Here is a 22,239-nt window from a genome sequence, read left to right on the forward strand (position 1 = left end):
ATTGCCTATAACAGTTTTTGCATTAAAAATGATTCCACCAAAGTGACCTATATAAAATGAATGTCCAATGGTTGCCGAAGCCGGAATAGAAATACCTGTCAGTATTTCAATGTTTTTTTGCCAGATTAGCGTTAGAATTTGTAGCAATTGTTTAAGAATTGGAATTTTTAATTTAAAAACACTATTCGCAATTCTATATTGAAAAATAGCCCAAAATCCTTGTGTAAAAAAAACGATGGTAATAAAATTCCCTCCATATTTCTTATACTTTTTATAATCTGATGCAATTAGGCTCCAACAATTCATTCTTTTTTTATTTAAAAACGTAAATATACAATTTAAGCTTAAAAAAACTACCCTACTTTTTATTGTAAAATTCGTTTAGTTCGTCTTTAACATCTTTAACGTCTAAGCCCATGTATCTGCAAAATTCATTAATTGTAATTTTTTGATGTTTTTCTTTGCCGTAGGCTTTTTTAATTACCCTTACTATTCTTCTAGCATAGCTAGGACTTACATTAAGTATAATTTCAATGTCTTTAGGTCTAATAATTAATCTTGCCATAGTTATTACTGTTTTAGATTTGCCCTTTTAGTATATTTTTTTTTATTATTCTGCTAATTTAAATCAACTTTTTAAGTTGTCCCATTTGAGCAATTTTATAGCCTGTTCATAACTTTTTTTCAACCTGTGAAGATTGCGTTAATTTGTGTTAGTTTGTTGTTTATGTTTGAAAACCTCTTCCTCAAAATCCTTCCAAATGCATCAAAATCATCTAAATTAAATTTTTAGAATTGTTGAAAAATAAAATGAATTATAGGTTGTTGGTAATACGATTTGGATTGCCTTTTATATGGGATATGTATGGAGCATATATGGGAGAGGGTTTGGTGAGGGGGTGATTGGGAGATGTTTTTTGGAAGTTCTCGATACAATTTTTAAAAGAAAAAATGCTGATTTTTTCTTTTAAAAACCACTCGAAATGACGGTGTTGATGATTGGTTGTCTGTTGTCGGTTCTGGGTTTATGGGTTTTTGGTTGTTTTGTGTTGATTATTTTGTGTCAAAATGGTGTTAATGGGTACGAATGGTTGTTATTGGAACCTGATATTTGTTTGGTGTTTAGAAGGTTTATAGTTTTGAAATCGAATTAAGACGTCTGATTCAAAAACTATTTATTTAACACTTTAAATTTTTAATTATGGCAAAACAAGATTCGTTTATTAAAATAAGGGGAACTCTTGATGGGTTAACGTTTTACAAAAGTATTGATGGTCACTTAATTCGCAGAAAAGGTGGGGTTTCACGAGCTAGAATCATGAATGATCCTAATTTTATTCGCACTAGAGAAAATATTGCAGAATTTGGCTCAACAGCTCATTCTGGCAAACTATTAAGGTTTGCTATTGGCACTATGTTGCATCGAGCGAAAGACCCGCGAATGAGTAGCAGAATGTTAAGTGTATTAAGTAAAGTACAAAAACTTGATGGTGTTTCTGCAAGGGGACAACGTAGTGTTAAAGAAGGACTATTAACTGTTGCTGGGAAGTCGTTGTTGAAAGGGTTTGATTTTAATAATCGTGCGACATTTCAATCTGTATTTCATTCCTCATATAGTTTAGATTCTACAACAGGTGTTGTCACAATCTCTGATTTTGTTTCTTTGGATCATTTAACTATTCCGCAAGGAGCTACCCATGTTTCTTTTAGAAATGCCTTTTTGAGCTTGGATTTTACTTCAGGGGAATTTGATACTAAGTATAGTCCTGCTATAAATAAAGCATTGGACATGAACTCCAGCACCATTACTTTGACTCCTGCAGCCGTTCCCGGAGGTACAGGTTTGAAACTGTATTTATTACTGATTGAGTTTTTTCAAGAAGTCAATGGTGTACAATATCCACTTAGTAATAATGAATTTAATGTTCTTCATTTGTTGGATGTTGTTTAGATTGGAAACGCTCTGAGAGGGGCGTTTTTTTGTTATCAATTTTCGGTTCTCCGTTTTCGGTTCTCCGTTTTCGGTTATCTGTTATTGGTTGTCTGTTTTGTAGTTTTAGGTATTTTTGTAAAAAGTTATGTTTTCTTTTACTATTGTATTTATTTCGAACTTTTTTAGTACAGCCTTTCTGGCTTTACTTCCTATTTCTTTTGCTTTTTGTGGGTTTTTTAACACCTCTATTGTTTTATTTGCTATGTCTTCTGGTTTGTGGGGATTGCACAACCATCCTGTTACTCCGTCTTTTATCACTTCTGGTCCTGGTCCTAAGTTGGTAAAGACTACCGCTTTTTCCATTGCCATGGCTTCTGGAGCTACTAGCCCTAATGTTTCCATGTGAGATGGGAATACACATACTGCTGCTCTTGCGTATCTTTTTGGTATTTCATTGAAGTCTATTCTTCCCTGAAATATAACATCTTTGTCAAATGGTTTTATTTTGGGAAGTTCTTTTTCCTGTAGCCTTTTTGTATAAGAACTCCCGTCTGGATATTTCCAATCTCTTCCATATATGTTTAAAATTGTATTTGGAAATTGTTTTTTTATGGCTGGAAATGCTAGGATTAATTGCCTAACCCCTTTTTTTTCACAAACCGTTCCCATAAACGTTATGTTATTTTCTTCTGGCTCTATTGGTAAAGGGCTAAATAATTTGGAATCTATAGGATTATAAATAACCTCAACTTTTTTGTTATGATAGCTTAAATACTTTGAAGTATGTTCCTTTACGTATTTTGAAACGGCAATAAAAGCATCAGCTCTTGAGAAAGAACGTTTTTCTTGGAATCCTTTCCACCAATTGATTTTTCTGTTTTCACTTTCTGCAAAAAAATGGTGTCCTCCATGCAATCGGATGACATATTTAATTTCATAATTTTTTGACAAAAAAGCCAAACCTAATTCTGCAGTTTCAACAACATTTATTGGCGTTTTTTTATGGATTTCATTTATTTTTTTTGAAATAGCTAATGCATTAAAATACCATGCTAAACCTTTTATCTTGCTCTTTTTTAATCTGTAAATTGTTATTCCGTTTTCTGTTTCTTCACTATTCTCATTTACGTAATTCAACCCTATAACAGTGACTTTACTATTGTTTTTAACAAGGGCATTTGAAATTGTTTTTACAAAACTACCTAAGCCACCATGAGGGAAGCCTTCTTTAGGATATTCGTTAGTGAGAAAACAGATGTGCATTAGTTATAAATTTAAAGATTTTCTTATAGCAGTTGAAGTATTTTTCTGACTAGTAGAAAGTATGCGCTCTTTCCAATGATTCATGGCTTGTGTATTAAAACTTTGTTTCAATAGTTCTGTTATCATTCCCTTCTCATTCCACCATAAAACAGCGTCTTTATTTGGCATACTCTTAAAATGCTGAAATTGATAAATCGTTTTTACTGACCAATTCGGATTTTCTTTAACCTTTTGATCATAATTTATGAATATACAAGGTTTTTGAAACATGGCAAAATCAAAAGCCATAGTTGATCCAACATTCACAACTACATCACAATAAAAAGCGGTAGAAACCAATAATTTGATATCTTCCCTTAAAGGATAAATAGTAGTCCAACTGCTTCCTTTTTCAAAATTCCAAATGGGTGGTGCTTCTTTAATTAATTTAGGATATTTCTTTACTACTTCTTCATATCTACCTGAAATATCTACTGGACATCTTCTGAATAAGATTTGATAGTCATTGTCTAGTTTATTTTCAATTAACTCTACTACTAAATCGTTTAAATATTTAGGGTCATCTGGTGAAGTCAACACGTCATCCCCTGAAAAACAAATTATTTTTTTTGAAACGTCTAAATCATATTCTTTATAAAACTGTTCTTTAGGAATACAATTTTCTTTTTTATCATAACATTCAAATTGTGGCGTTCCAGTTACAATAACTTTATTTTGATTAATTTCAGGATAATACATTTTCATTTCCTCTTTCATGTTATCAGACCAAACTAAATATTTGTCAGCTCTTAATGCTAAACGAGCTTTTGGTAAATTGTCCCATGAGTAAATTACGGTAGTAGTTTTTATTTTTAAATCATTTGCTGCAGCAAATATAGTGGCACATTGTAAACCTCTTTGATGCGAACAAAATAACAAGGTAGGTTTTATATTTTCTAAAACAGATTTAATTTCTTTATAATAATCTGTTTTTCTTAATTCTTTTTGGAATCTTTTTTCTAGTGATTCAATTTGATTATACGTTGAAATAAACTTAGCTGAAAACTCAACCAATTTATAAAAAAGTTTATTTTTTAGATTCTTATGATTTGTTTTCCAATTGGTTAAAATTGATTTGTTTTTAGTTAATTTTGCATTCGATTTTAATCTAGACAAACATATTAACTCTCGAAAAAATTTTTCTTTTACCGTTTCATTGTACTTTGGAATCTTACTACTCTCTTTTATTGAAGTAATTTCAGTAATTTTTTTTATGGTTGTATCATCAAAATTATGAAAGAGTACCACCTCATCATTTTTTGTTTCAAAAACATCCGAATACAAATAATTACGAATACCAACACCATCAGGAAATAAAAGAAGAATTTTGTTTTTCATTATATATCTCTAAATTGTTTTTGATGATTCAATTGCCAGATATCATCCTTTAAAAGCGATTTTAGAAACAATACTGAACTATTTCCATCTCCAAAAGAAGCAACTGCTTTTTGATCAGTTGAAGTCTCAATATTTTGTAACCCTTCAAAAATAGCTTCTTCTGAATAATCTACATTTACAATTGCACTATCTAAGGCTCTATTTTGCTGTCTTGTACCAATGTTTATTATTGGTATTCCATAATAAGGTGCCTCTCTAATCCCAGCACTACTGTTACCTATAATGAATACTGCTTTTTTTAATAAAGTCAAGAAATACTCAAAACGCAAAGAGGGGAAAATTCTAAAACGAGGATTGTCTTTTAGTTTTTCATAGGCTTCTAAAATTATACTACTTCCTAAATCGTTATTTGGAAATACTACTATATAATCATGATGATCCTTTAAGAGTGCTTTTACAAAATTATCTGCATAAGCTTTCATTTGTGTTACTTCTGTAGTAACAGGATGAAACATTACAACCGCATAGTTTTCAAAAGGAATTTGATAATATTTTTTTACTTCATCTAAACTTGGTAATTTATCGGAAAACATGATGTCTACATCGGGCGAACCTATTACAAAAATAGACTCATTTAATTCTCCCATTTGCATCAAACGTTTTTTGGCTAGTTTGTTCGATACAAAATGAACATGACTCATTTTGCTGGTTGAATGTCTTATTAATTCATCAATAGTCCCCGAAACTTCTCCTCCTTCAATGTGAGCCACTAAAATATTATTTAACGATCCGACAATTGCTCCAGCTAAAGCTTCAACTCTATCGCCATGAATCACTATCATATCTGGATTGCATTCTTTAACATAAGCGGATAAACCTTCTATAGTTTTAGCTAAAGTTAAATCCATTGTAGTTTCATGTGTATGGTTTTCAAACGTTTTTATGTGACTAAAGCCACAACGCTCCACTTCTAATAAGGTGTAACCATATTCTTTTTGTAAGTGCATTCCCGTAACAAAAACAAAAGGTTCAAATCCTGAATGCTCTTCCAAAATTTGAAGTAAAGATTTTATTTTGCCGAAGTCGGCTCGGGTTCCAGTTAGGAATAGTATTTTTTTTAAGTTATTCAAAATCAGAAAAATCTAATTGTTCATCATTTTCTATTGTTTTGGTTGCTTTTTTTCCTAGTAAAGCATTGAAATGTTCCGCTAAAATTTTTCCAGTCCCTGGTCGTTTAACCCAGATGTTTTCTTTGGTTAAAATTTCACCTGCAGCAATAGGTTTGATGGCACAAACGGTAGCAAAAGCAAAATCAATTGTAACTTGTTCTTCGTCTGCTGGCTTTTTTGTACCACCACGCATTTGAGCTATTTCTGCACTGTTTGTGATTAGTTCTTTACAAGCATTTTCGTCCATACTGCAAACAATATCTGGACCCGTTCTATGCATCTGATCTGTAAAATGACGTTCTAATATTGATGCTCCCAATGCTACTGCACCTAAACAAGCATTGTTATTTAAAGTATGATCTGATAGTCCAAAAACCTTTGTTGGAAAAGCTTGATGCATTTCAATCAATGCACCAAAACGGACTAGATGAATTGGTGTCGGGTATAAATTTGTGGTGTGTAATAATGCTACAGGTATGTTGTGTTTGTCAAAAATGGCTACCGCTTTTTGTATGCTTTCTATAGTATTCATTCCTGTGCTTAAAATTACAGGTTTTCCAAAGGAAGCTATATGTTCTAATAAAGGATAGTTATTGCATTCTCCGGAGCCAATTTTATAGGCTGGAATGTCAAACTTTTTTAAGCGTTCTGCAGCAGCTCTAGAAAATGGTGTAGAAATAAAAATCATTCCTTTACTTTCTACATAGTTTTTTAATTCTAGTTCGTCTGCTTCATTCAGCGAACAACGTTCCATTATTTCATAAATAGAGACATCAGCATTACCTGGAATTACTTTTTTGGCAGCTCCACTCATTTCGTCTTTCACAATATGAGTTTGATGCTTTACCACCTCAACACCAGCGCGATAAGCAGCATCCACCATTTCTTTAGCCACTTGCAAAGAACCTTCATGATTGATTCCGATTTCTGCAATTACAAGAGGAGGAAAGTCTTGTCCAATTTTTCTTCCTGCGATTTCTATGTATGGGTTCATAAAATGAGTTATGAGTTATGAGTTATGAGTTATGAGTTTGTTGTATAAATATTCTGCATATTCAAAGTCTTCTTGGGTATCAATATCTAATGTGGCAAAAATATGATTAATTTGATAAGGAAATGCGTTTTCGCTTATAATGATATCATCTAAAATTAATTTGGCTTTTGTGATGTATAATAATCCGTTTTCGTAATACAAAGGTTCTAAATCTTGGCTTCTTTGTCCGATTTCATAATTGAATGGCTCGAATTTATTGTTGTTGATTTTACCTAATTTATGATGCTTTTGAGAAACTGTAAACAAGCTATCGCATTCCTGTTCTTGAAAAAGCTGAAAAGCTTCAGCCAACATTTTTTCTGGTCTTAGTGGGTTTGTGGCTTGTAACAAAACTACATTTTCAACTTGCTCATCAACTGTTTCTAATACATGTTTTAAGGCTGAAACAGTTGTTTCAAAATCACCTGAAAGGCTTAATGGTCTATCCACGACTATTGCTCCATATTGTAAAGCTATTTTTTTAATTTCCTTATCATCTGTGGAAACATAAACCTCCTCAATGAATGCGTGTTTTTTAGCAAATAATATACTATGCGCAATGAGAGGAATTTCTCCCAATAAATTAATGTTTTTTTTGGGCAGTCTTTTTGAACCTCCTCGAGCAGGAATTATGGCTATAGTTTTAGTCATATATACTAGTTTTATTGGTAAAATCCTTGAAAAACAAAGGCTTTAATTTTTCTAATTCTTGTTCTGATTTATCCCACCATTGTAAGGCTTCTATTTCTTTAATTATAGACTCTGGATAACGTTTTTTTAGTTCTTTAGCAGGAACACCACCTACAATAGCATAGGGTTCAACATTTTTAGTAACTACACTTCCAGCTGCTAAAATAGCACCGTTACCTATATTTACATTACCGACAATGATTACATTGTGCCCAATCCAAACATCATGTCCAATTATAACTTTACTTTCCTTCCGAAACTGTTTTAACTCACCGTCGAATAAATTTTTATTGATATATGTTGACATATAACTTGTAGGATGGTCCTTAGTAAAGATTGCTACTCCAACACCTATTTGACAATATTTACCTACTATTACATTACCATGAATAAAATTATTATACCCAAATGTTGTAGCATATCCCACTTTAATTATACCAGAAAAATTACATCCATCAGGTACAGCATTTTTTCCTTCAAAAGCAACATTTTGAATTCCCCTTGAAAAACCAGAAAAAATCGTATTATTAACTTTTTCTGGAGTATTTAAAATACTAAATAATATTTTTTTTAAAATTCTCTTCATCACATAATTTATTGTACAAATCTTAATCCACGATTAGTTAATTTAAATGAAATATAACCTAACCCTAATTTTAACATCCACTTTAAATAATCTAAACTAAAATTAAATGTTTTAGCAATCAAATTTAAATATAATGTAATACATTTTGGATGCTTGTGTAAGACAACTAAATTTTGAACTTGATGCTTAAACAAAAAGTATTTTATTTTATTTGACAACTTCTTTTCTTTATCTAATGCATCTAAAATGTTAATGATGGCGTTATGTCTTGATTCAGCAACTTTAGAATCTGAGTTAGAAGAGTTTGAGTTTTCATGAATTCTATACAATGCCAAATACTCATCAACTAGAACTAATTTAGGCTCTTCTGCAAGTCTTCGAATATGAAAATCTCTATCTAACATTTTTAATAAATTCTCATTATATAGAATTTTCCCATTAAGAAAGGATCTTCTCCAAATAATATCGTGCATATACCATGATATTTTTAAAGAAATAAAATCCTCTAATAAATTATTGGTTAAGAAAGTTCTTGTCTCTTTCTTAATCTCATTCTTGTTATTATCAACCATAATAGTTTTTGACAAAACACCCACGGTAGCACTATTGATATTAATTGCTTTTATCTTTTTTTCTAAATGATAAGGCAATAACCAATCGTCTGAATCTAATGACAGAATATAATAACCAGTTGCCTTCTCAATACCGAAATTCCTACTGGCATTTGGTCCTTTAATTCGTTCTTTTGGTCTGTGAAAAAAATGAATTCTTTTATCTATTTCACTAAATTTTTGCACTACCTCTTCTGTGTTATCTGATGAGCCATCATCAACAACAATACATTCCCAATCTTGATATGTCTGTTTAATAACACTTTCAATTGTTTCTCCAATTAAATCTGCTCGATTAAATGTTGCTATAATAATTGAAACCGTATTATTTTTCATATTTAAAATTGAATTAATATTGATTTGATTGAAGTCCGTAAAAATTAAGTAGCATAATAGTGCTTTTCTTACTTCTGGCTAATACAAATTTAACGAAATAACCAAATTTTCTTCCTAAAAATGATATTGGTTTAGCACAAAATTCATGGGCTGTAAAATTAGGGTTTTCATTATTCTTGATTAAACTATTAAATTCTTCATTCATCCAAGTCTCGGCACTATTTCCCATATGGTAAGCAAAATTCCCTTTTGTGGCCAAACGCAAGAAACCCAATTCTTCATTTGGAGTATCTATAAACAGTCGTTCAACACCTCCTCCAATTTTCGTAAAAGCTGGAACATTAGATCCTTTATCAAGTACTTCTCTCTTTAATGTTGCCACAAAATGTCCACATCCCATTACAGCAGATCCTTTATTGTTTTTCAAAACCAAATATTTCTCTAAATGAATTGGCTTATACATTAATTCTTTATTTCCAAGGCTAAGATCAAATTTATGCATAGCATCAGGATCTTCTACTTTTTCAAAAGTCAATTTTCCTTTAAAAAAACCATAATACCAATTGTTAGCTGTAAACATTTTGAAAACTTTACTGGACGGTACAGGACTTACCATTCCAGCTTCTGGAAAATTTACAAAAGTGCTTTCAATAACTTTTTGCCAATCGTTCTTAAACAAAACATCTGCATCTGTAATTGTGATAAGAGGCTCAATATTACCTTTAGAAGCAGCTAAAATAGCATTTATCTTACCCAAGTTTTCTTTAGAATGAAAAACTTGATCTATTAATTCGAAATCTCTGTATTTTGCATCTATATAATTTTTCACATCTGGATGTGAGTTATTATTGTAAATTGTAATTCTAGTTTTCGTATGAGATGTTAATAATAAAGATTCTAAACAAAGTTTGAATACTTCAAATAAATTTGCAAAATAACCTTCAAAATTCGGAATATATACTGGCACTATTACTCTATGGTAATTATCTACAAAAATTTCTTTGTTGTTTTTCTCAGGATTACTACCTATTCGCATTTTGACAGTTTATTAATGTAACTTGTTGGATTTAAAAAAAGTGTAACAAAGTTACTATTAACCTTTTTATTATTAGCAAACTGATTCCACTTAACAATCGCACTTTTGGCTAAGGTTAATTTTATTCTATATAATACAAATATATTATTTATTCCCATTTTTTTAAAGTTCAAAAGCATTTTACGCTCTATTCCAATATATTTTTCGTGCTTTTTTGACAACCTATCTTCATTGGTATATTCCCTGTAAAAGGCCAAGGGTTCTTTAAAGTAATAAACCTTATGTCTATAAAACATTCTTTGATAAAAATCAACATCTTCTCCTACTTTTATATCTTCATCAAAGAGCATATCTGGTCGAAAAACGGATTTCCTTATTAAAGGAGTTGGTGATTTTACTACCCAAACCCCAAGTGCATTCCAAAAAACACATCCTGAACGCTTGTGTACTTTACTTTCTGAAGCGCCAATTATTTGCCCCGTTAAATTACCATCTTCATCTACAACAGTAGAACTAGAATGCACACAATCTATTTCTTTCTTCTGCAGCAGAATATTAACTTGCTTTTCAATTTTAAAACTTTTCCAAAAATCATCATCGTCTAAAAAAGCAATAAATTCTCCTTTGGCTTTGTGTATCCCAAAATTTCTAGCTGAAGATAATCCTCCATTTTGTTTATAAAAATAGGTACAGTTTGCATACTTTTTACAAATTGATTCTGCATAATTTGTTTCAGATCCATCATCTACTACTAAAATCTCAATATAACTATATGATTGCTTAGCAACACTACAAATAGCCTCTTCAATGTATTTGTTTCTATTGTAAGTAGTAATTATTACGGATACGAGTGGTAAACTCATCTTTTGGTTAATTTAGAAATAGCATATTTAGTCAGTTTATAAAAATATAACCTTTTCAACATTTTATTTGATTGTAATTTTTGAAGGCTTGAAGTGTTTAAAAAATCTTTTTTATGAGCCCAAATATAATGTTTTATATAATGTTCTAAAAATTCAACCTCTTTTTTTGTTTGATTAAAATAATTTAAATACTTAGCCAGTTCGTGATAAACAGATTCTAATTTATGGTTCTGCAAATGTGATGAGGTTGATCCTTCATGCCTTCTAAAAAAATTCAACTTTTTGTTTATAAATACAAAAGAACTGTTTTGAACTAAAAATGACCAAAGAAAAATATCCGAACATAATCTGTTATTAAAGATTTCACCAAGAATTTCAATTTTGGGCTTTCTAAATACAACTGAACTGCCATTTGTTATATAAGAATGAAATGGCATCTTTTTCATAAAAACATCAGCAGAAAAAACACCAATCTTGTTTTCTTCGACAGCTAAATCTTTGGTTCTATTTGCTGAATCATAAAGATTAATCTTATGCTCACTAACATACTCACTAGTACAGAAACTCAAATTACTATTTTCATTATTCTCTAAAGCGTTAATCTGCTCTTCTAAGAAATAAATATCTGAATAATCATCGGTTTCTGCAATCCAAATATATTCTGTTTCTGCTAATTCAATTCCCTTTTTCCAAGAATTATAACCACTTCCAGAGTTACTCTTATTAATTATAAAATATTTTACCTTAAACTCTGGATTTTTTTCTATGAATTTTTTAATAACATTCACACTATCGTCTGAAGACTTATCATCAATAATAATGGCTTCCCATTGTGTGAAAGTTTGATTGGAAATTGATTCTAATCGGTCCATTAGAAATCGACTGTGATTATAGCTTGGAATAATGATTGAAACCTTAGTCATTTTTTAAATTTAATTCCTTTTCTTAAAATAGTTGTCAAATAATTTATGCAACTGAACTGTGTTTAGCATGTGTATCATACCATCCAGGTACCGATTCCTTAGTAAAAAAACGAGCTGCTTTAAGGGTTATCTTTCTTAAAAACCTATTGGTAACGACACCATTGTCTCCTAATAATTTATATCCTAAAAAAATAAAACGATAGCTATTTATAGCCGTTTTATATCCTTTCCATGGTTGTTGTAAATCTTTTCCAAATAGTCCGGTTGCCCCTGAATTAAACGAATAATCCAAAAAAGAACCTTCTTCAGAATTTAACGGCTCTTTTTGTTCTTTTATATTTCCTTGATTTACAATTTTAAATTGTGAGTATCCATTATTTTTAAACAAATCAAATTCACCTTTTAATACTTTGAAAGATACTTTTTCTGATTCTATAGAAACATAATCCGGTTTAACATCAAAATGAAAAAGTGCTTTTAAACAAACCCTATCCATACCTTCAATATCTATTTTAAGATAATAAGGGATTCCGAATTTTTCTAAACACTTTTTGAAATCTATTTTAGTAACTTCAATAATTTCATTTTCTGTTCCTCTTTTTTCATTTCTTTTTGCCCATTCGCTATCTACAGTTCCCCAAACTGATAAATTTTTGTTTTTATAAAACAAAATGTTTGGATTGTCTTTATCTTGGTCAAATTCAGGATCAATAATAGCTCCTTCAACAATAGTTAACTGTTTACTCTCTAATTCCTTTTTGAATTTTTGTTTGCATAAATTCACCAATTCTGGGTTGGCTTCAAAAGCTATAACCTCAAATCCTTTTTTAAGATAGTATTCTGTATCCTCTCCTTTATGCATTCCAACATCATATATCAAATTCTTTCTTTTTTCCATATTCTCTATTTATTTAACATCCTCATAAAAAAATCTTTTTTATATTTAGACACTTTTATAATTACATAATTCAATTGGTTTTAAATCCCTAAACATATTCTAACATATGCTTCTAACATATGCTTCTAACATATGCTTACACAAGGTATTCTATTTTTATTAGTCTCATAACTTAATTGAAGTAAAGTATGATTATTTTCTTATTTTATATGCTACTAACTTAAATAAATTTAAATTCAATCGATGAAAAGGTCTTCTGAAAAAATAAATCATCCATAATTTGAACGGAATAAATCTATTTTCATAACAAACACCCAAAAACCGTTCTAAAGCTAGTGTATCAAGGTCGTACTCTTTATTACCTAAGAATGTAGAAAGTTTGTTTTTATACAAAAAATGAAATTCAAGAACTCCTTTTACAAAATCTAAATTTGTATTACCAATTGAAAAGTGTTCGATTAAAATTTGATCCGTAACCATAACATCATAATTACTTTCTATAACATCAACACTTAATCCTAAATCGTAGCAATGAAACCCTTTAATTTTTTCATTAAATTTAACATTTATGCTTTTTCTAAGTGCTAAAAAAACGCCATCAATTGCAACAACTTTCTCTAATTTTTTTTCTTTAAAGCCTAACTTATCGACTTGTGGTTTTCTGCTTTTATAATGCTGAAGTACATGAATGAATAAGTTATCTATTTTTGTGTGCCAAAATGCACTAGGATATTTACTCTTATACTTTGTCCCAGCAATTCCAAGTAAACCAATATTTAAATTTTGATTAAAAATAGTGCTTAAAATATTTCCCCAATTTGAAGTATGAAAAACAACATCTTCATGCACAAAAAGTAATAATTCGTATTTTGCAATTGCCAATCCTCTGTTATAAACTTTAGTAATTGACTCATTTATTGTCAAATTATCTAATTTTATAATCTCATACACTACCTCTCCAATAGTGTTTTCAATACTTTCTTTTAGTTTATCAAATAAAATTATGTTTCTAGAGCAAATAATAATTGAAATCATAGTGTTACTTTTTTCTATTTTGCTTAAAATAATTTTTCATTCTATCGCCTTTACTTAAACTTGTCTCTTTTGTGTAAAAAGTTTTATAAAATGGAGTAAGCCTATTTTCTTAGTTATCTTTTTAAGAAAAAAACCTGTTTTAAATTCGTCAGATTTTTTTAATTTATCAATGTTTGCTTCTAATTTTTTGTTCGTCTGATAGGTTTTAGTTGTATAATTCACTGTATACTTATAGTACTGTTCATAAGTCAAAATTTGCTTCAAATTAGACAAAACTTTAATTTGATTGTCACCTGCACCCAATGTATTCATTCTGCCAGAGGGATTAATTCTATAAAAAGCTAATGGCAAATCTACAAAACTATATTTTGGTTTCTCTTTTAAAAGTAAAATCCAAACTATCCAATCTTCTTGAGCCGATAAGTTTTCGGGAAATCTTAAAGATTCAAATAATTTTTTATCAAATAAGCCGCATTGCAATTGAATTGAGAAAAAATTATACAAGAAATTTTCAAAGGTTAAAGAGTGATCTTTTATTTCACAAAAAGGGGGATAAAATTCTTTAGAATCCGAAGATATCATTTTAAAGTTAGTCACCACAATTTGCAAGTCTTTATTATTTTTAATTTCTTGCAAGGAGCGCTCAATTTTTGGAGCATTTAAAAGGTCGTCAGCATCTAAAAATTGAATAAATTGTCCTTTTGCGATGTCCAAACCTACATTTCGAGCTTTGCTAACCCCTTCGTTTTTTTTATAGATATAATTAATATTTTGATTTTTTGTAGCTATATCTTTAATAATAGCTGCTGAATTATCGGTACTCCCATCGTCTACAATTATACATTCCCAATTACAATAAGTCTGATTTAATACCGATTGCAAGGTTTCGCCAATGAACTCTTCTTGGTTATAACAGGGAATAATAATTGAAACTAAAAAATCCATTTATATATTTTTTATTAGATCGTTAAAAAATGATTCGTGTTGTTTTGCAATTTCTTTAGGAGAAAACCTTTTTTTTAATTCTTGATATTTCTTATTTGAAAGATCGAGTTTTTCGTTAGTTTCAACTATTTGCAACAGGTTTTTCTTAAAATTATTTTGCTCTAAATCTAAAACGGGAAATCCTATTAGTTCAGCCACCTCTGTCAAATTACCAATTCTAGGTATTATCATAGGCTTGTCAAATGTTAGTCCCAAAAACAAATTTCCTGAATTTAAATTTCTCCTTCTTGGAATTGCCAATAAAGATGATTTTTTAACTAAATCTACCATAAACTCATAATCAATAAAGTTATGTCCAAAAAAATACTGTTCCTTTTTTAAGGGATAGCAGTATCTTTTTTCTGCAAAATAATTATAAATTTTTCTAAATCTATAAGGTACAAAGTTAGGTTTTTGTTTAAAATTAAACATATTTGGAACAATAAGTAACTTATTTTTATGAGGCAACCTTTTAAAAATTTTTAAAAGTAAATTAACCTCTTCTAAAGAACGTATAGCCCCAATTGCAGCCACCACATATTTATCTTTAAAATCTAAATTAAATTTTTCTTCAAAATTTGCTGTACTAATTTTTTCCAATAAACTTTCATAAAGCGGATGAAAAATGACTACATGCTTACATTTTTCGGGAAAATCATTTTTATAACTTACTAAGGAATGCTCTCCTAAATGAATTACACCATCTACATATTTATTGATTAGTTTAAATAAATCGTCATATTTATTTTCTTCATCATAATGCGATTTATCATCATTAAGTGTCAGTACTATTTTAGATTTTTCTTTCCAGTGAATCATTGCCTTTTCCAATTCCATTAATTGTTCCTTGGTAGGAATCTCTAAATCAAAAATAGCTTCTGGAAATTGAATGTTAACTATAGTATAAGAAGCCTTATACTCCTTAAAATATCCAAAGAAAAATTCGTTGTTTGAACTGTTAATTATTTCGTCAAAATAGACATTTCTATCTTTTTTATGAGGTATGAAGACTTTCATTACAAACGGATTTTTTTGAGTATATTTTTTTGAGTTCTGAATAAAATATAGTTGAAAATTACAGGGAAAAATTTAAATCTGAACTTAATACTTTCTGGAATCATTAGTTTTAGTATATCTAAAAACTTAATTTCATAAAGCAAATAATTCAAATGCTCAAAGATGTATTTATCTTTTATACTCATTTTTACTTTAAAATTAGTCTCTACATAGTTCATAAAAAGAAATAGACTGTTTACCTTCAGTCTTATTTGTTTTACTGATTTAAATTGAGATGAAATATTGATTCCGCTAAGTCTCCAATATACAGAAGCTGTTTCAATGTTATGTATCTTAGACTTTAATCCATATTGCAACCAAGTAGCATAATCTGAAAACCATGCTAGTGGAAAATTTATAAATCCTCCATTTATGTTATAAATTCTTCTGCTAAAAACGAATTCACTTGCCGTTATGGTTTCTTCTTTTGAAAGCATTCTTTGCAGTAAGCGTTCACTATCTTCTATAGTATCGTATTCAAAATTATTTTCTTCTACAATTTCTAAATTATTAATAATTTTTAATTTAAACCTTACTAGATCAATTTCAATTGTTTTATTTTTACTTAGATAGTTATAAAACTCTTCTATAGCATTTGTATCTAAAAAGTCATCATCTCCAAGAAGCATTAACCATTGTTCGTTTTTTGACATTGCGACACATCTTTTCCATTGTTCAACTAAATTAGTACCTCCCAAATTGCTCTCAAAACGATGATATACAAAATTAAATCTACCGTTGTATTTTTCTAAGAGTTCTGTAGGTTTTTTAAGACTAAAATCATCACCTATATAAACTATAAATCGCTTATCAGTTTGAAGTGCTAAAGACTCTAATGTTTTTTCAAAAAAAGCCAATTTATAATATGGAATTATTATAGCTACCATCGCAACTTTTTTAACACCTTTCTTGCTAGTTTTTTAACAAGTATCTTAATTGGAAATTCTATTAATACTTGTTTATTTTTCTTAGCATATTCGATAATAAAGGCTTCAATATTATTGGCCTCAACAAAATGTAATTTGTTCCAGTCTTTTGGATATACAGGGTGAAAATCTTTAAATGATCTGTAATTTTCAGATGTTAGGCTTCTCCAAAACACCAAATAATCAGCCGTATTAAAATCTTTTCTATGGCTCCAATTTTTTAATTTAGTTTCCACTTCTTCTTCCGACCTAGCCCAAGATTGATGGATGACTTGTAAATTGGTTTGATAATTTGTTAGTTTTGTGTTTTCCCTGCAATATTCATAAGAAGGTATATTAGTAAGCAACGGAAAAGTTTCATTATTCTTTATGAAAAGGAATCCATCATTTAGTTGCTTATACAATGTTATCCAATTGGCCCTAAAAACTACAGGAGTCCATTTAGGAAATAACAGTAAATACCATTTTTTTCTTAAGTACTTAGCTAATTGTTCAAAATCATATATATATTCATCTACATCTATTTGCAACAACCAACCTTTACCCATTTTTTTAGCAAGCATTGTTCGCTCACGTGTATCACATTCAATAGGTGTAAGATTTTGTTTGTAAAAGTCGTCAAAATATAATTTTATTTTATTTTCAGTATCAAAACGCTCTATCTCTTCAAAAAACGAATCGGGTAATTCAAATGAATTGCCACTCCAGGTAAGTCTCTTCTTATCAATAGCTAAGTGAATTTCATCTGCATATTTATACAATAATGCCATTGATGTGAAAATCATTTTATAATCATATGAAATTAAATATCCAACTTTTATCATACCTTCCTATTTATAGATAATTTAATAAATTTACCTTTAATTATATTACTATTCAACCTAAAAACTAAGTCCTTTTAAAATTGAAAAAACCTCTATATGCTTAGTTAAAAAAGAAAAAACGCTTTTTCTTTTTAGTGCTTTTTTCTGCCAATGAAGTCCAGTCGTTATGACCCATTTTTTTTGTAATTTTATAGCCTAATTTTGTAAGGAAATTATAAATTTTTTCGTCTTTTAAATGTAAATTTTCAAAATAAATTTTGTTGATGTTATATTTTAAAAAATCAATAGATCTTATTATTTGATCATCTAACCCTTCTGCATCTATAAACAAAATATCGATATTTATTAAATCATATTTATCAAATAAATCATTTATTTTAAGACACTTAACTCTTAATTCCACAACACCTTCACTACTATAACCATGCTTTAAAATATGATTAATGTCAGTTGTTGCCACTTCATACAAAGGACCGTCATCTTTATGGTAATAAAAAACCATTTCCTCTTGGTCAGTTGTTGTAATTGCAATGTTTTCTATAAATACATTACTATTTTTAGAATAACATTCTTTTATTTTACTATTATGTATTGACATCGGCTCTACCAACACTAAAAGTTCAGGGTCATTCATTTGGGCTATTTCTGTCAAATCATCATTTCCAACACAAGTCCCAATTTGTATTATTTTCATTATTTCCTTTTTTTAATTTTTAAAAAATTCTATTCCAATCTGACTTTGTAAATACTTTTACATGACTTGGAAATTTACCTCGTTTAATTTCTTTACCTTCTATTAAATTAAAAGGTAATGTCCCTTCTATTAAATCAAAGTATTCATTACCTGATACTAATCCTAGATCTAATTTATATAAATTAGGGGAGAAAAATATTTTTTCTAATTTAATGATAAATTCTTGAACCTCCCCTTTAAGTCCACTTATCAAAATCTCTTGATCCAAATTAGTAATATGTGTTAATAATTCTTCGAGATTGTTCTTAATATTGATCCCTATATCGGCGTGCCTTAAATTATCATTAAATTTAATCTTTAATTTAATACAAATATCTTCTCCCATAAAAAACTCCGTTTTTACTTCTCCTTTGTCGTTACAAAGTTGATATTCTAAAAATTCTACTTTTTTGTTTCCAAACCTATTTGCATAGTTTGCGTCTTGATTTTCAGCAGTAGCAATATACGTATTGATGACCTCAGAAATAGGTCCAATTTGAAGCAATTCTCCATTTTGTAAAATAATACCTTTGTTGCAAAGTTGTTGTATGGATGCAATATTGTGACTCACAAATAAAACGGTTCTACCTTCCCCTTTACTAACATCATTCATCTTTCCAATACATTTCTTTTGAAATTCTGCATCACCTACTGCTAAAACTTCGTCGACAATTAGAATTTCAGATTCTAAATGCGCAGCAACAGCAAAAGCTAAACGAACATACATTCCTGAAGAATATCTTTTAACTGGCGTATCTATATAACGTTCCACACCAGAAAAAGCAACTATTTCATCAAACTTACGGTTTATTTCATGCTTTCTCATTCCTAAAATGGCACCATTCAAATAAATATTTTCACGACCCGTCATTTCGGGATGAAAACCTGTTCCTACTTCTAATAAAGAAGCAATTCTTCCCTTTGTATAAATTTTGCCTGTTGTAGGCTGTGTTACTTGACTTAAAATTTTTAATAAAGTTGATTTACCCGCTCCATTTCGGCCTATAATGCCGACAGAATCCCCTTGATTAATTTCAAAATTAATATCTTTTAAACTCCAAACATAATCACTTTCTCCTTTTGTACTTCTATTGTTTGATTCTCCAATTTTCAAAAAAGGATCTTCTTTACCCCTTACTTTATGCAACCATCTTTTCAAGTCATCTTTAACAGTACCAGTCCCTACAAGACCTAATCGGTATTGCTTGGATATGTTTTCGGCTTTTATTACTACTTTACTCATTTTTTAGTGAATGGTGATTTGTTGAGTGGTGAATGGTGAATGGTGAGTGGTGAGTGGTGAGAGGTGAGTGGTTGATGGTGAAAAATATTTACTTCTCACTATTTACCATTCACTCCTCACTTCTCACTATTCACTTTTTTTTTAATAAATAGTTCCTAAATCCAATTAATAACTTGTTTAGCGAAATAAATTCGTTTTCAAGAACTTCATTTTTAACAACATATTTTAATCTTACTGCAATTAAATATTGTGTTTCAACTTCTGCTAAAGAACCTAAGGCAATATGCAAAAATTGAATCAACTCTTTATCATTTTTACGACCTGAACCTTCAGCAATGTTGGACGGAATTGAAACTACAGCTCTTCTTATTTGATTTGTTAATCCAAATTTTTCAGAATCTGGAAAATTATTTGTCAATTGATAAATTGTTTCTACCAAATCCATACTCTTTTTCCAAACATCTAAATCTTTATGATTCATTTTTCTAATATATTATAACGTTCAATTCACTATTCACCACTCACTTTCTTAAACCGTATCCATAAATGTTTTTTGTACTTTGTTGAATACTATAATTCCTACGAATAGGATAATTATTGAAAAAATTGTAGGGTATATAAAATCATTTATAGAAAATGTACCAACTCCTAAATAGGCATATCTAATATAATCAAACAAACTCACTAATGGATTTAATTTCATCAACCATAGATAGTCTTTTGGAATGGAAGAACTAGGATAGATTACTGGACTTGCATACATAAATAACTGCATTCCAAAAGCAATTAACATGTTCAAATCTTTATACTTTGTAGTCATAGAGGACAATATCAGTCCAATTCCCATTGCTATTAATGCCATTAGTACAATTACAAAAGGCGTTGCTAAAACCCATAAATTAGGACTTATTTGTCCCTGAAATTGATAATAAAACATGAAACATAAAAACAATAAAAATTGAATACCAAACTTAATTAAATTTGATACAATTATCGTCATTGGCATAATAAGTCTAGGAAAATATACTTTTCCGAAAATTGAGGCATTTGTATTAAAAACACTTGATACAGTTATTAAACAAGCTGAAAAATAATTCCACAAGGTTATACCTGCCATATAGAATACGATTTTTGGGGCTCCATCTGTTGACAATTGGGCAACGTTACCAAAGATAACTGTAAAAGTAATGGTAGTTAAGATAGGCTGAATGAAAAACCACAGCGGACCTAATATTGTTTGCTTGTAAACGGTTACAAAATCTCTTCTTACAAATAACACTAGCAAATCACGGTAATTCCATAATTCTTTAAAGTTTACAGAAAAAAGAGTGCTCTTGGATTCAATGATTGTATCCCACTCTGATGTTCCTAATTTATTTTCATGCATACCTCATTCTTATCTAATATGAAAAAACTTGCCTTTTAATAAAGAATTCCAAAATTAAACTAAAATGAAGTGAGGAGCAAATTAAATTATACATATTGTTTTTAAAGGTAAAATGCTAGTGTTTAGTAGTGAATAATAAGGGGGAGGGTGAATTAAATAAAAGGATTCTATTTTACTGAAAATAAATTCAGCAATAGCTAATGAGACCCTTACAAGGTGGCAGTTTGGGGAGAAGGTTTTTTTTGAGAATCATTATATACTAAATTTCAACCACAATCTTGTCTCTCTATAGGAATCTCGTTTGTAAATAATACTTGTTTTAAACCTAATAATATCCCCTTACAGGATAAGAATTATGCTAGTAAAAGTTAATAATCTCGTTTCATACTTTTTAATTCTCTCTATTTACTATTCCCTAAATAAACTATCTTTGCAACAAATTGCAAGTACATGTTTTCATTCCTAAAACCAAAAGCACGATTACTAGATTTAATTCCTACAAATTATGTGGATATTCATTCGCATGTGTTGCCTGGAATTGACGATGGTGCCAAAACTATAGAAGATTCAAAATTCCTATTGGAGAGCATGATTGAATTTGGGTTTACAAAAGTTATAACTTCACCTCATACCATTGAAAACATTTGGAACAATACTCCAGAAACAATCTCAAACGCTCTTAAATTCACAAAAGAAAATCTAAGTGCATTAACCGAAAAAGTGGCATTAAAAGCTGCATCTGAATATATAATGGATGACTATTTTGCTTCTTTATTTGATGAAGGCAAGCTTTTGACGATTAAGGATAATTATGTACTTGTAGAAATGTCCTATATCAATCCGCCTATTCAACTTTATGATTATATTTTTAAACTTCAAGTGGCTGGTTACATTCCTATTTTAGCACATCCAGAACGCTATGTTTTTTATCATTCTGATTTTTCAAATTATGCTAAATTAAAAAAAGCAGGTTGTTATTTTCAAATGAATTTACTTTCTGCTACTGGGTATTATGGTAAAGAAGTGGCTAAAATTGCCGATCAATTGCTTAAAAACGATATGATTGATTTTGTGGGTTCTGATTTCCACCACAAACACCATGTAGCTTCTTTTTCAAACCCAATTATCATTAAAGAAGTGGATCGGTTGAAAAAAGCTGCTGAGAATAATTGTTCTTTTAAGTAAGGGGTTGACGGTTGTCTGTTGTCGGTTGAAAATAGGGTAAATATGAAAATTTGCGGGGTTAATTATGTGCAAGTTCTGACGTACAGAGTACTGTTCAGACCCTTTTACTGAATCAAGTTCAGCACAAGCATTAGTGACAAGTTTGGGG

23 protein-coding genes and 1 pseudogene are annotated in these 22,239 nt (G+C 29.6%); 2 read left to right on the forward strand and 22 right to left on the reverse strand.

Features of this window, described 5'->3' with window-relative positions; translation table 11 throughout:
* A pseudogene (locus AACZ53_RS06870) lies at positions 1–306 on the reverse strand (serine acetyltransferase); the annotation flags it as partial.
* A gap of 52 nt (positions 307–358) precedes the next feature.
* A complete protein-coding gene (locus tag AACZ53_RS06875) occupies positions 359–565 on the reverse strand; it encodes a hypothetical protein (RefSeq protein WP_339836271.1) in 207 nt (68 codons plus the stop codon).
* A gap of 636 nt (positions 566–1,201) precedes the next feature.
* On the opposite strand from AACZ53_RS06875, the gene AACZ53_RS06880 reads away from it, so the two are divergent.
* The gene (locus tag AACZ53_RS06880; RefSeq protein ID WP_339836274.1) at positions 1,202–1,951 is read left to right on the forward strand and encodes a hypothetical protein; all 750 of its coding nucleotides are present in this window, start codon (positions 1,202–1,204) and stop codon (positions 1,949–1,951) included.
* A 105-nt stretch (positions 1,952–2,056) separates the two neighbouring features.
* On the opposite strand, the gene AACZ53_RS06885 is transcribed toward AACZ53_RS06880, so the two are convergent.
* From AACZ53_RS06885 to AACZ53_RS06980, 20 genes are all read right to left on the reverse strand, one after another.
* Positions 2,057–3,196: a glycosyltransferase family 4 protein gene (locus AACZ53_RS06885; protein WP_339836276.1), complete on the reverse strand. Its 1,140-nt coding sequence runs from the start codon at positions 3,194–3,196 to the stop codon at positions 2,057–2,059.
* 3 nt (positions 3,197–3,199) lie between these two features.
* A complete protein-coding gene (locus AACZ53_RS06890) occupies positions 3,200–4,573 on the reverse strand; it encodes a hypothetical protein (RefSeq protein ID WP_339836278.1) in 1,374 nt (457 codons plus the stop codon).
* The gene (gene neuC, locus AACZ53_RS06895) at positions 4,573–5,703 is read right to left on the reverse strand and encodes a UDP-N-acetylglucosamine 2-epimerase (RefSeq protein ID WP_339836281.1); all 1,131 of its coding nucleotides are present in this window, start codon (positions 5,701–5,703) and stop codon (positions 4,573–4,575) included. Before neuC ends, AACZ53_RS06890 begins: the two co-directional genes overlap by 1 nt.
* Positions 5,696–6,736 carry an N-acetylneuraminate synthase gene (neuB, locus tag AACZ53_RS06900; RefSeq protein ID WP_339836284.1) on the reverse strand — a complete coding sequence of 347 codons (1,041 nt, stop codon included), beginning with the start codon at positions 6,734–6,736 and terminating at the stop codon, positions 5,696–5,698. Before neuB ends, neuC begins: the two co-directional genes overlap by 8 nt.
* 15 nt (positions 6,737–6,751) lie before the next feature.
* Positions 6,752–7,426 carry an acylneuraminate cytidylyltransferase family protein gene (locus AACZ53_RS06905; RefSeq protein WP_339836286.1) on the reverse strand — a complete coding sequence of 225 codons (675 nt, stop codon included), beginning with the start codon at positions 7,424–7,426 and terminating at the stop codon, positions 6,752–6,754.
* The gene (locus AACZ53_RS06910; RefSeq protein ID WP_339836288.1) at positions 7,419–8,051 is read right to left on the reverse strand and encodes a CatB-related O-acetyltransferase; all 633 of its coding nucleotides are present in this window, start codon (positions 8,049–8,051) and stop codon (positions 7,419–7,421) included. Before AACZ53_RS06910 ends, AACZ53_RS06905 begins: the two co-directional genes overlap by 8 nt.
* Positions 8,052–8,059: 8 nt before the next feature.
* Positions 8,060–8,998 carry a glycosyltransferase family 2 protein gene (locus AACZ53_RS06915; protein WP_339836291.1) on the reverse strand — a complete coding sequence of 313 codons (939 nt, stop codon included), beginning with the start codon at positions 8,996–8,998 and terminating at the stop codon, positions 8,060–8,062.
* A gap of 13 nt (positions 8,999–9,011) precedes the next feature.
* Entirely contained in the window at positions 9,012–10,034 is a 1,023-nt protein-coding gene (locus tag AACZ53_RS06920) for a glycosyltransferase family A protein (protein ID WP_339836293.1), read from the reverse strand.
* Positions 10,025–10,897, reverse strand: a complete 873-nt coding sequence (locus AACZ53_RS06925) for a glycosyltransferase family A protein (RefSeq protein ID WP_339836295.1) — start codon at positions 10,895–10,897, stop codon at positions 10,025–10,027. Before AACZ53_RS06925 ends, AACZ53_RS06920 begins: the two co-directional genes overlap by 10 nt.
* Positions 10,894–11,820, reverse strand: coding sequence for a glycosyltransferase (locus AACZ53_RS06930; RefSeq protein WP_339836298.1), 927 nt, complete (start codon positions 11,818–11,820; stop codon positions 10,894–10,896). The genes AACZ53_RS06925 and AACZ53_RS06930 overlap by 4 nt, the downstream gene beginning before the upstream one ends.
* A gap of 43 nt (positions 11,821–11,863) precedes the next feature.
* Complete coding sequence (locus tag AACZ53_RS06935; RefSeq protein ID WP_339836301.1) at positions 11,864–12,718, reverse strand: FkbM family methyltransferase; 855 nt, start codon at positions 12,716–12,718, stop codon at positions 11,864–11,866.
* A 192-nt stretch (positions 12,719–12,910) separates the two neighbouring features.
* The gene (locus AACZ53_RS06940; RefSeq protein WP_339836304.1) at positions 12,911–13,753 is read right to left on the reverse strand and encodes a glycosyltransferase; all 843 of its coding nucleotides are present in this window, start codon (positions 13,751–13,753) and stop codon (positions 12,911–12,913) included.
* Between the two features lie 54 nt (positions 13,754–13,807).
* Positions 13,808–14,698, reverse strand: coding sequence for a glycosyltransferase family 2 protein (locus AACZ53_RS06945; protein ID WP_339836307.1), 891 nt, complete (start codon positions 14,696–14,698; stop codon positions 13,808–13,810).
* The gene (locus AACZ53_RS06950) at positions 14,699–15,754 is read right to left on the reverse strand and encodes a hypothetical protein (RefSeq protein ID WP_339836310.1); all 1,056 of its coding nucleotides are present in this window, start codon (positions 15,752–15,754) and stop codon (positions 14,699–14,701) included. It lies immediately after the preceding gene.
* On the reverse strand, positions 15,754–16,680 hold the full coding sequence (locus AACZ53_RS06955) for a glycosyltransferase family A protein (RefSeq protein ID WP_339836313.1): 927 nt from the start codon (positions 16,678–16,680) through the stop codon (positions 15,754–15,756). Before AACZ53_RS06955 ends, AACZ53_RS06950 begins: the two co-directional genes overlap by 1 nt.
* Complete coding sequence (locus AACZ53_RS06960) at positions 16,674–17,543, reverse strand: hypothetical protein (RefSeq protein WP_339836315.1); 870 nt, start codon at positions 17,541–17,543, stop codon at positions 16,674–16,676. The genes AACZ53_RS06955 and AACZ53_RS06960 overlap by 7 nt, the downstream gene beginning before the upstream one ends.
* A gap of 100 nt (positions 17,544–17,643) precedes the next feature.
* The gene (locus tag AACZ53_RS06965; RefSeq protein WP_339836318.1) at positions 17,644–18,237 is read right to left on the reverse strand and encodes an FkbM family methyltransferase; all 594 of its coding nucleotides are present in this window, start codon (positions 18,235–18,237) and stop codon (positions 17,644–17,646) included.
* A gap of 19 nt (positions 18,238–18,256) precedes the next feature.
* Positions 18,257–19,519, reverse strand: a complete 1,263-nt coding sequence (locus tag AACZ53_RS06970; RefSeq protein WP_339836320.1) for an ABC transporter ATP-binding protein — start codon at positions 19,517–19,519, stop codon at positions 18,257–18,259.
* A 130-nt stretch (positions 19,520–19,649) separates the two neighbouring features.
* Complete coding sequence (locus tag AACZ53_RS06975; protein ID WP_339836323.1) at positions 19,650–20,000, reverse strand: four helix bundle protein; 351 nt, start codon at positions 19,998–20,000, stop codon at positions 19,650–19,652.
* A gap of 48 nt (positions 20,001–20,048) precedes the next feature.
* The gene (locus AACZ53_RS06980) at positions 20,049–20,906 is read right to left on the reverse strand and encodes an ABC transporter permease (RefSeq protein WP_339836326.1); all 858 of its coding nucleotides are present in this window, start codon (positions 20,904–20,906) and stop codon (positions 20,049–20,051) included.
* 450 nt (positions 20,907–21,356) lie between these two features.
* On the opposite strand from AACZ53_RS06980, the gene AACZ53_RS06985 reads away from it, so the two are divergent.
* Positions 21,357–22,091, forward strand: a complete 735-nt coding sequence (locus AACZ53_RS06985; protein WP_339836329.1) for a CpsB/CapC family capsule biosynthesis tyrosine phosphatase — start codon at positions 21,357–21,359, stop codon at positions 22,089–22,091.
* The last annotated feature ends 148 nt before the right edge of the window (positions 22,092–22,239 follow it).

It is taken from the genome of uncultured Flavobacterium sp. (genome assembly GCF_963975005.1).
GTDB lineage: Bacteria > Bacteroidota > Bacteroidia > Flavobacteriales > Flavobacteriaceae > Flavobacterium.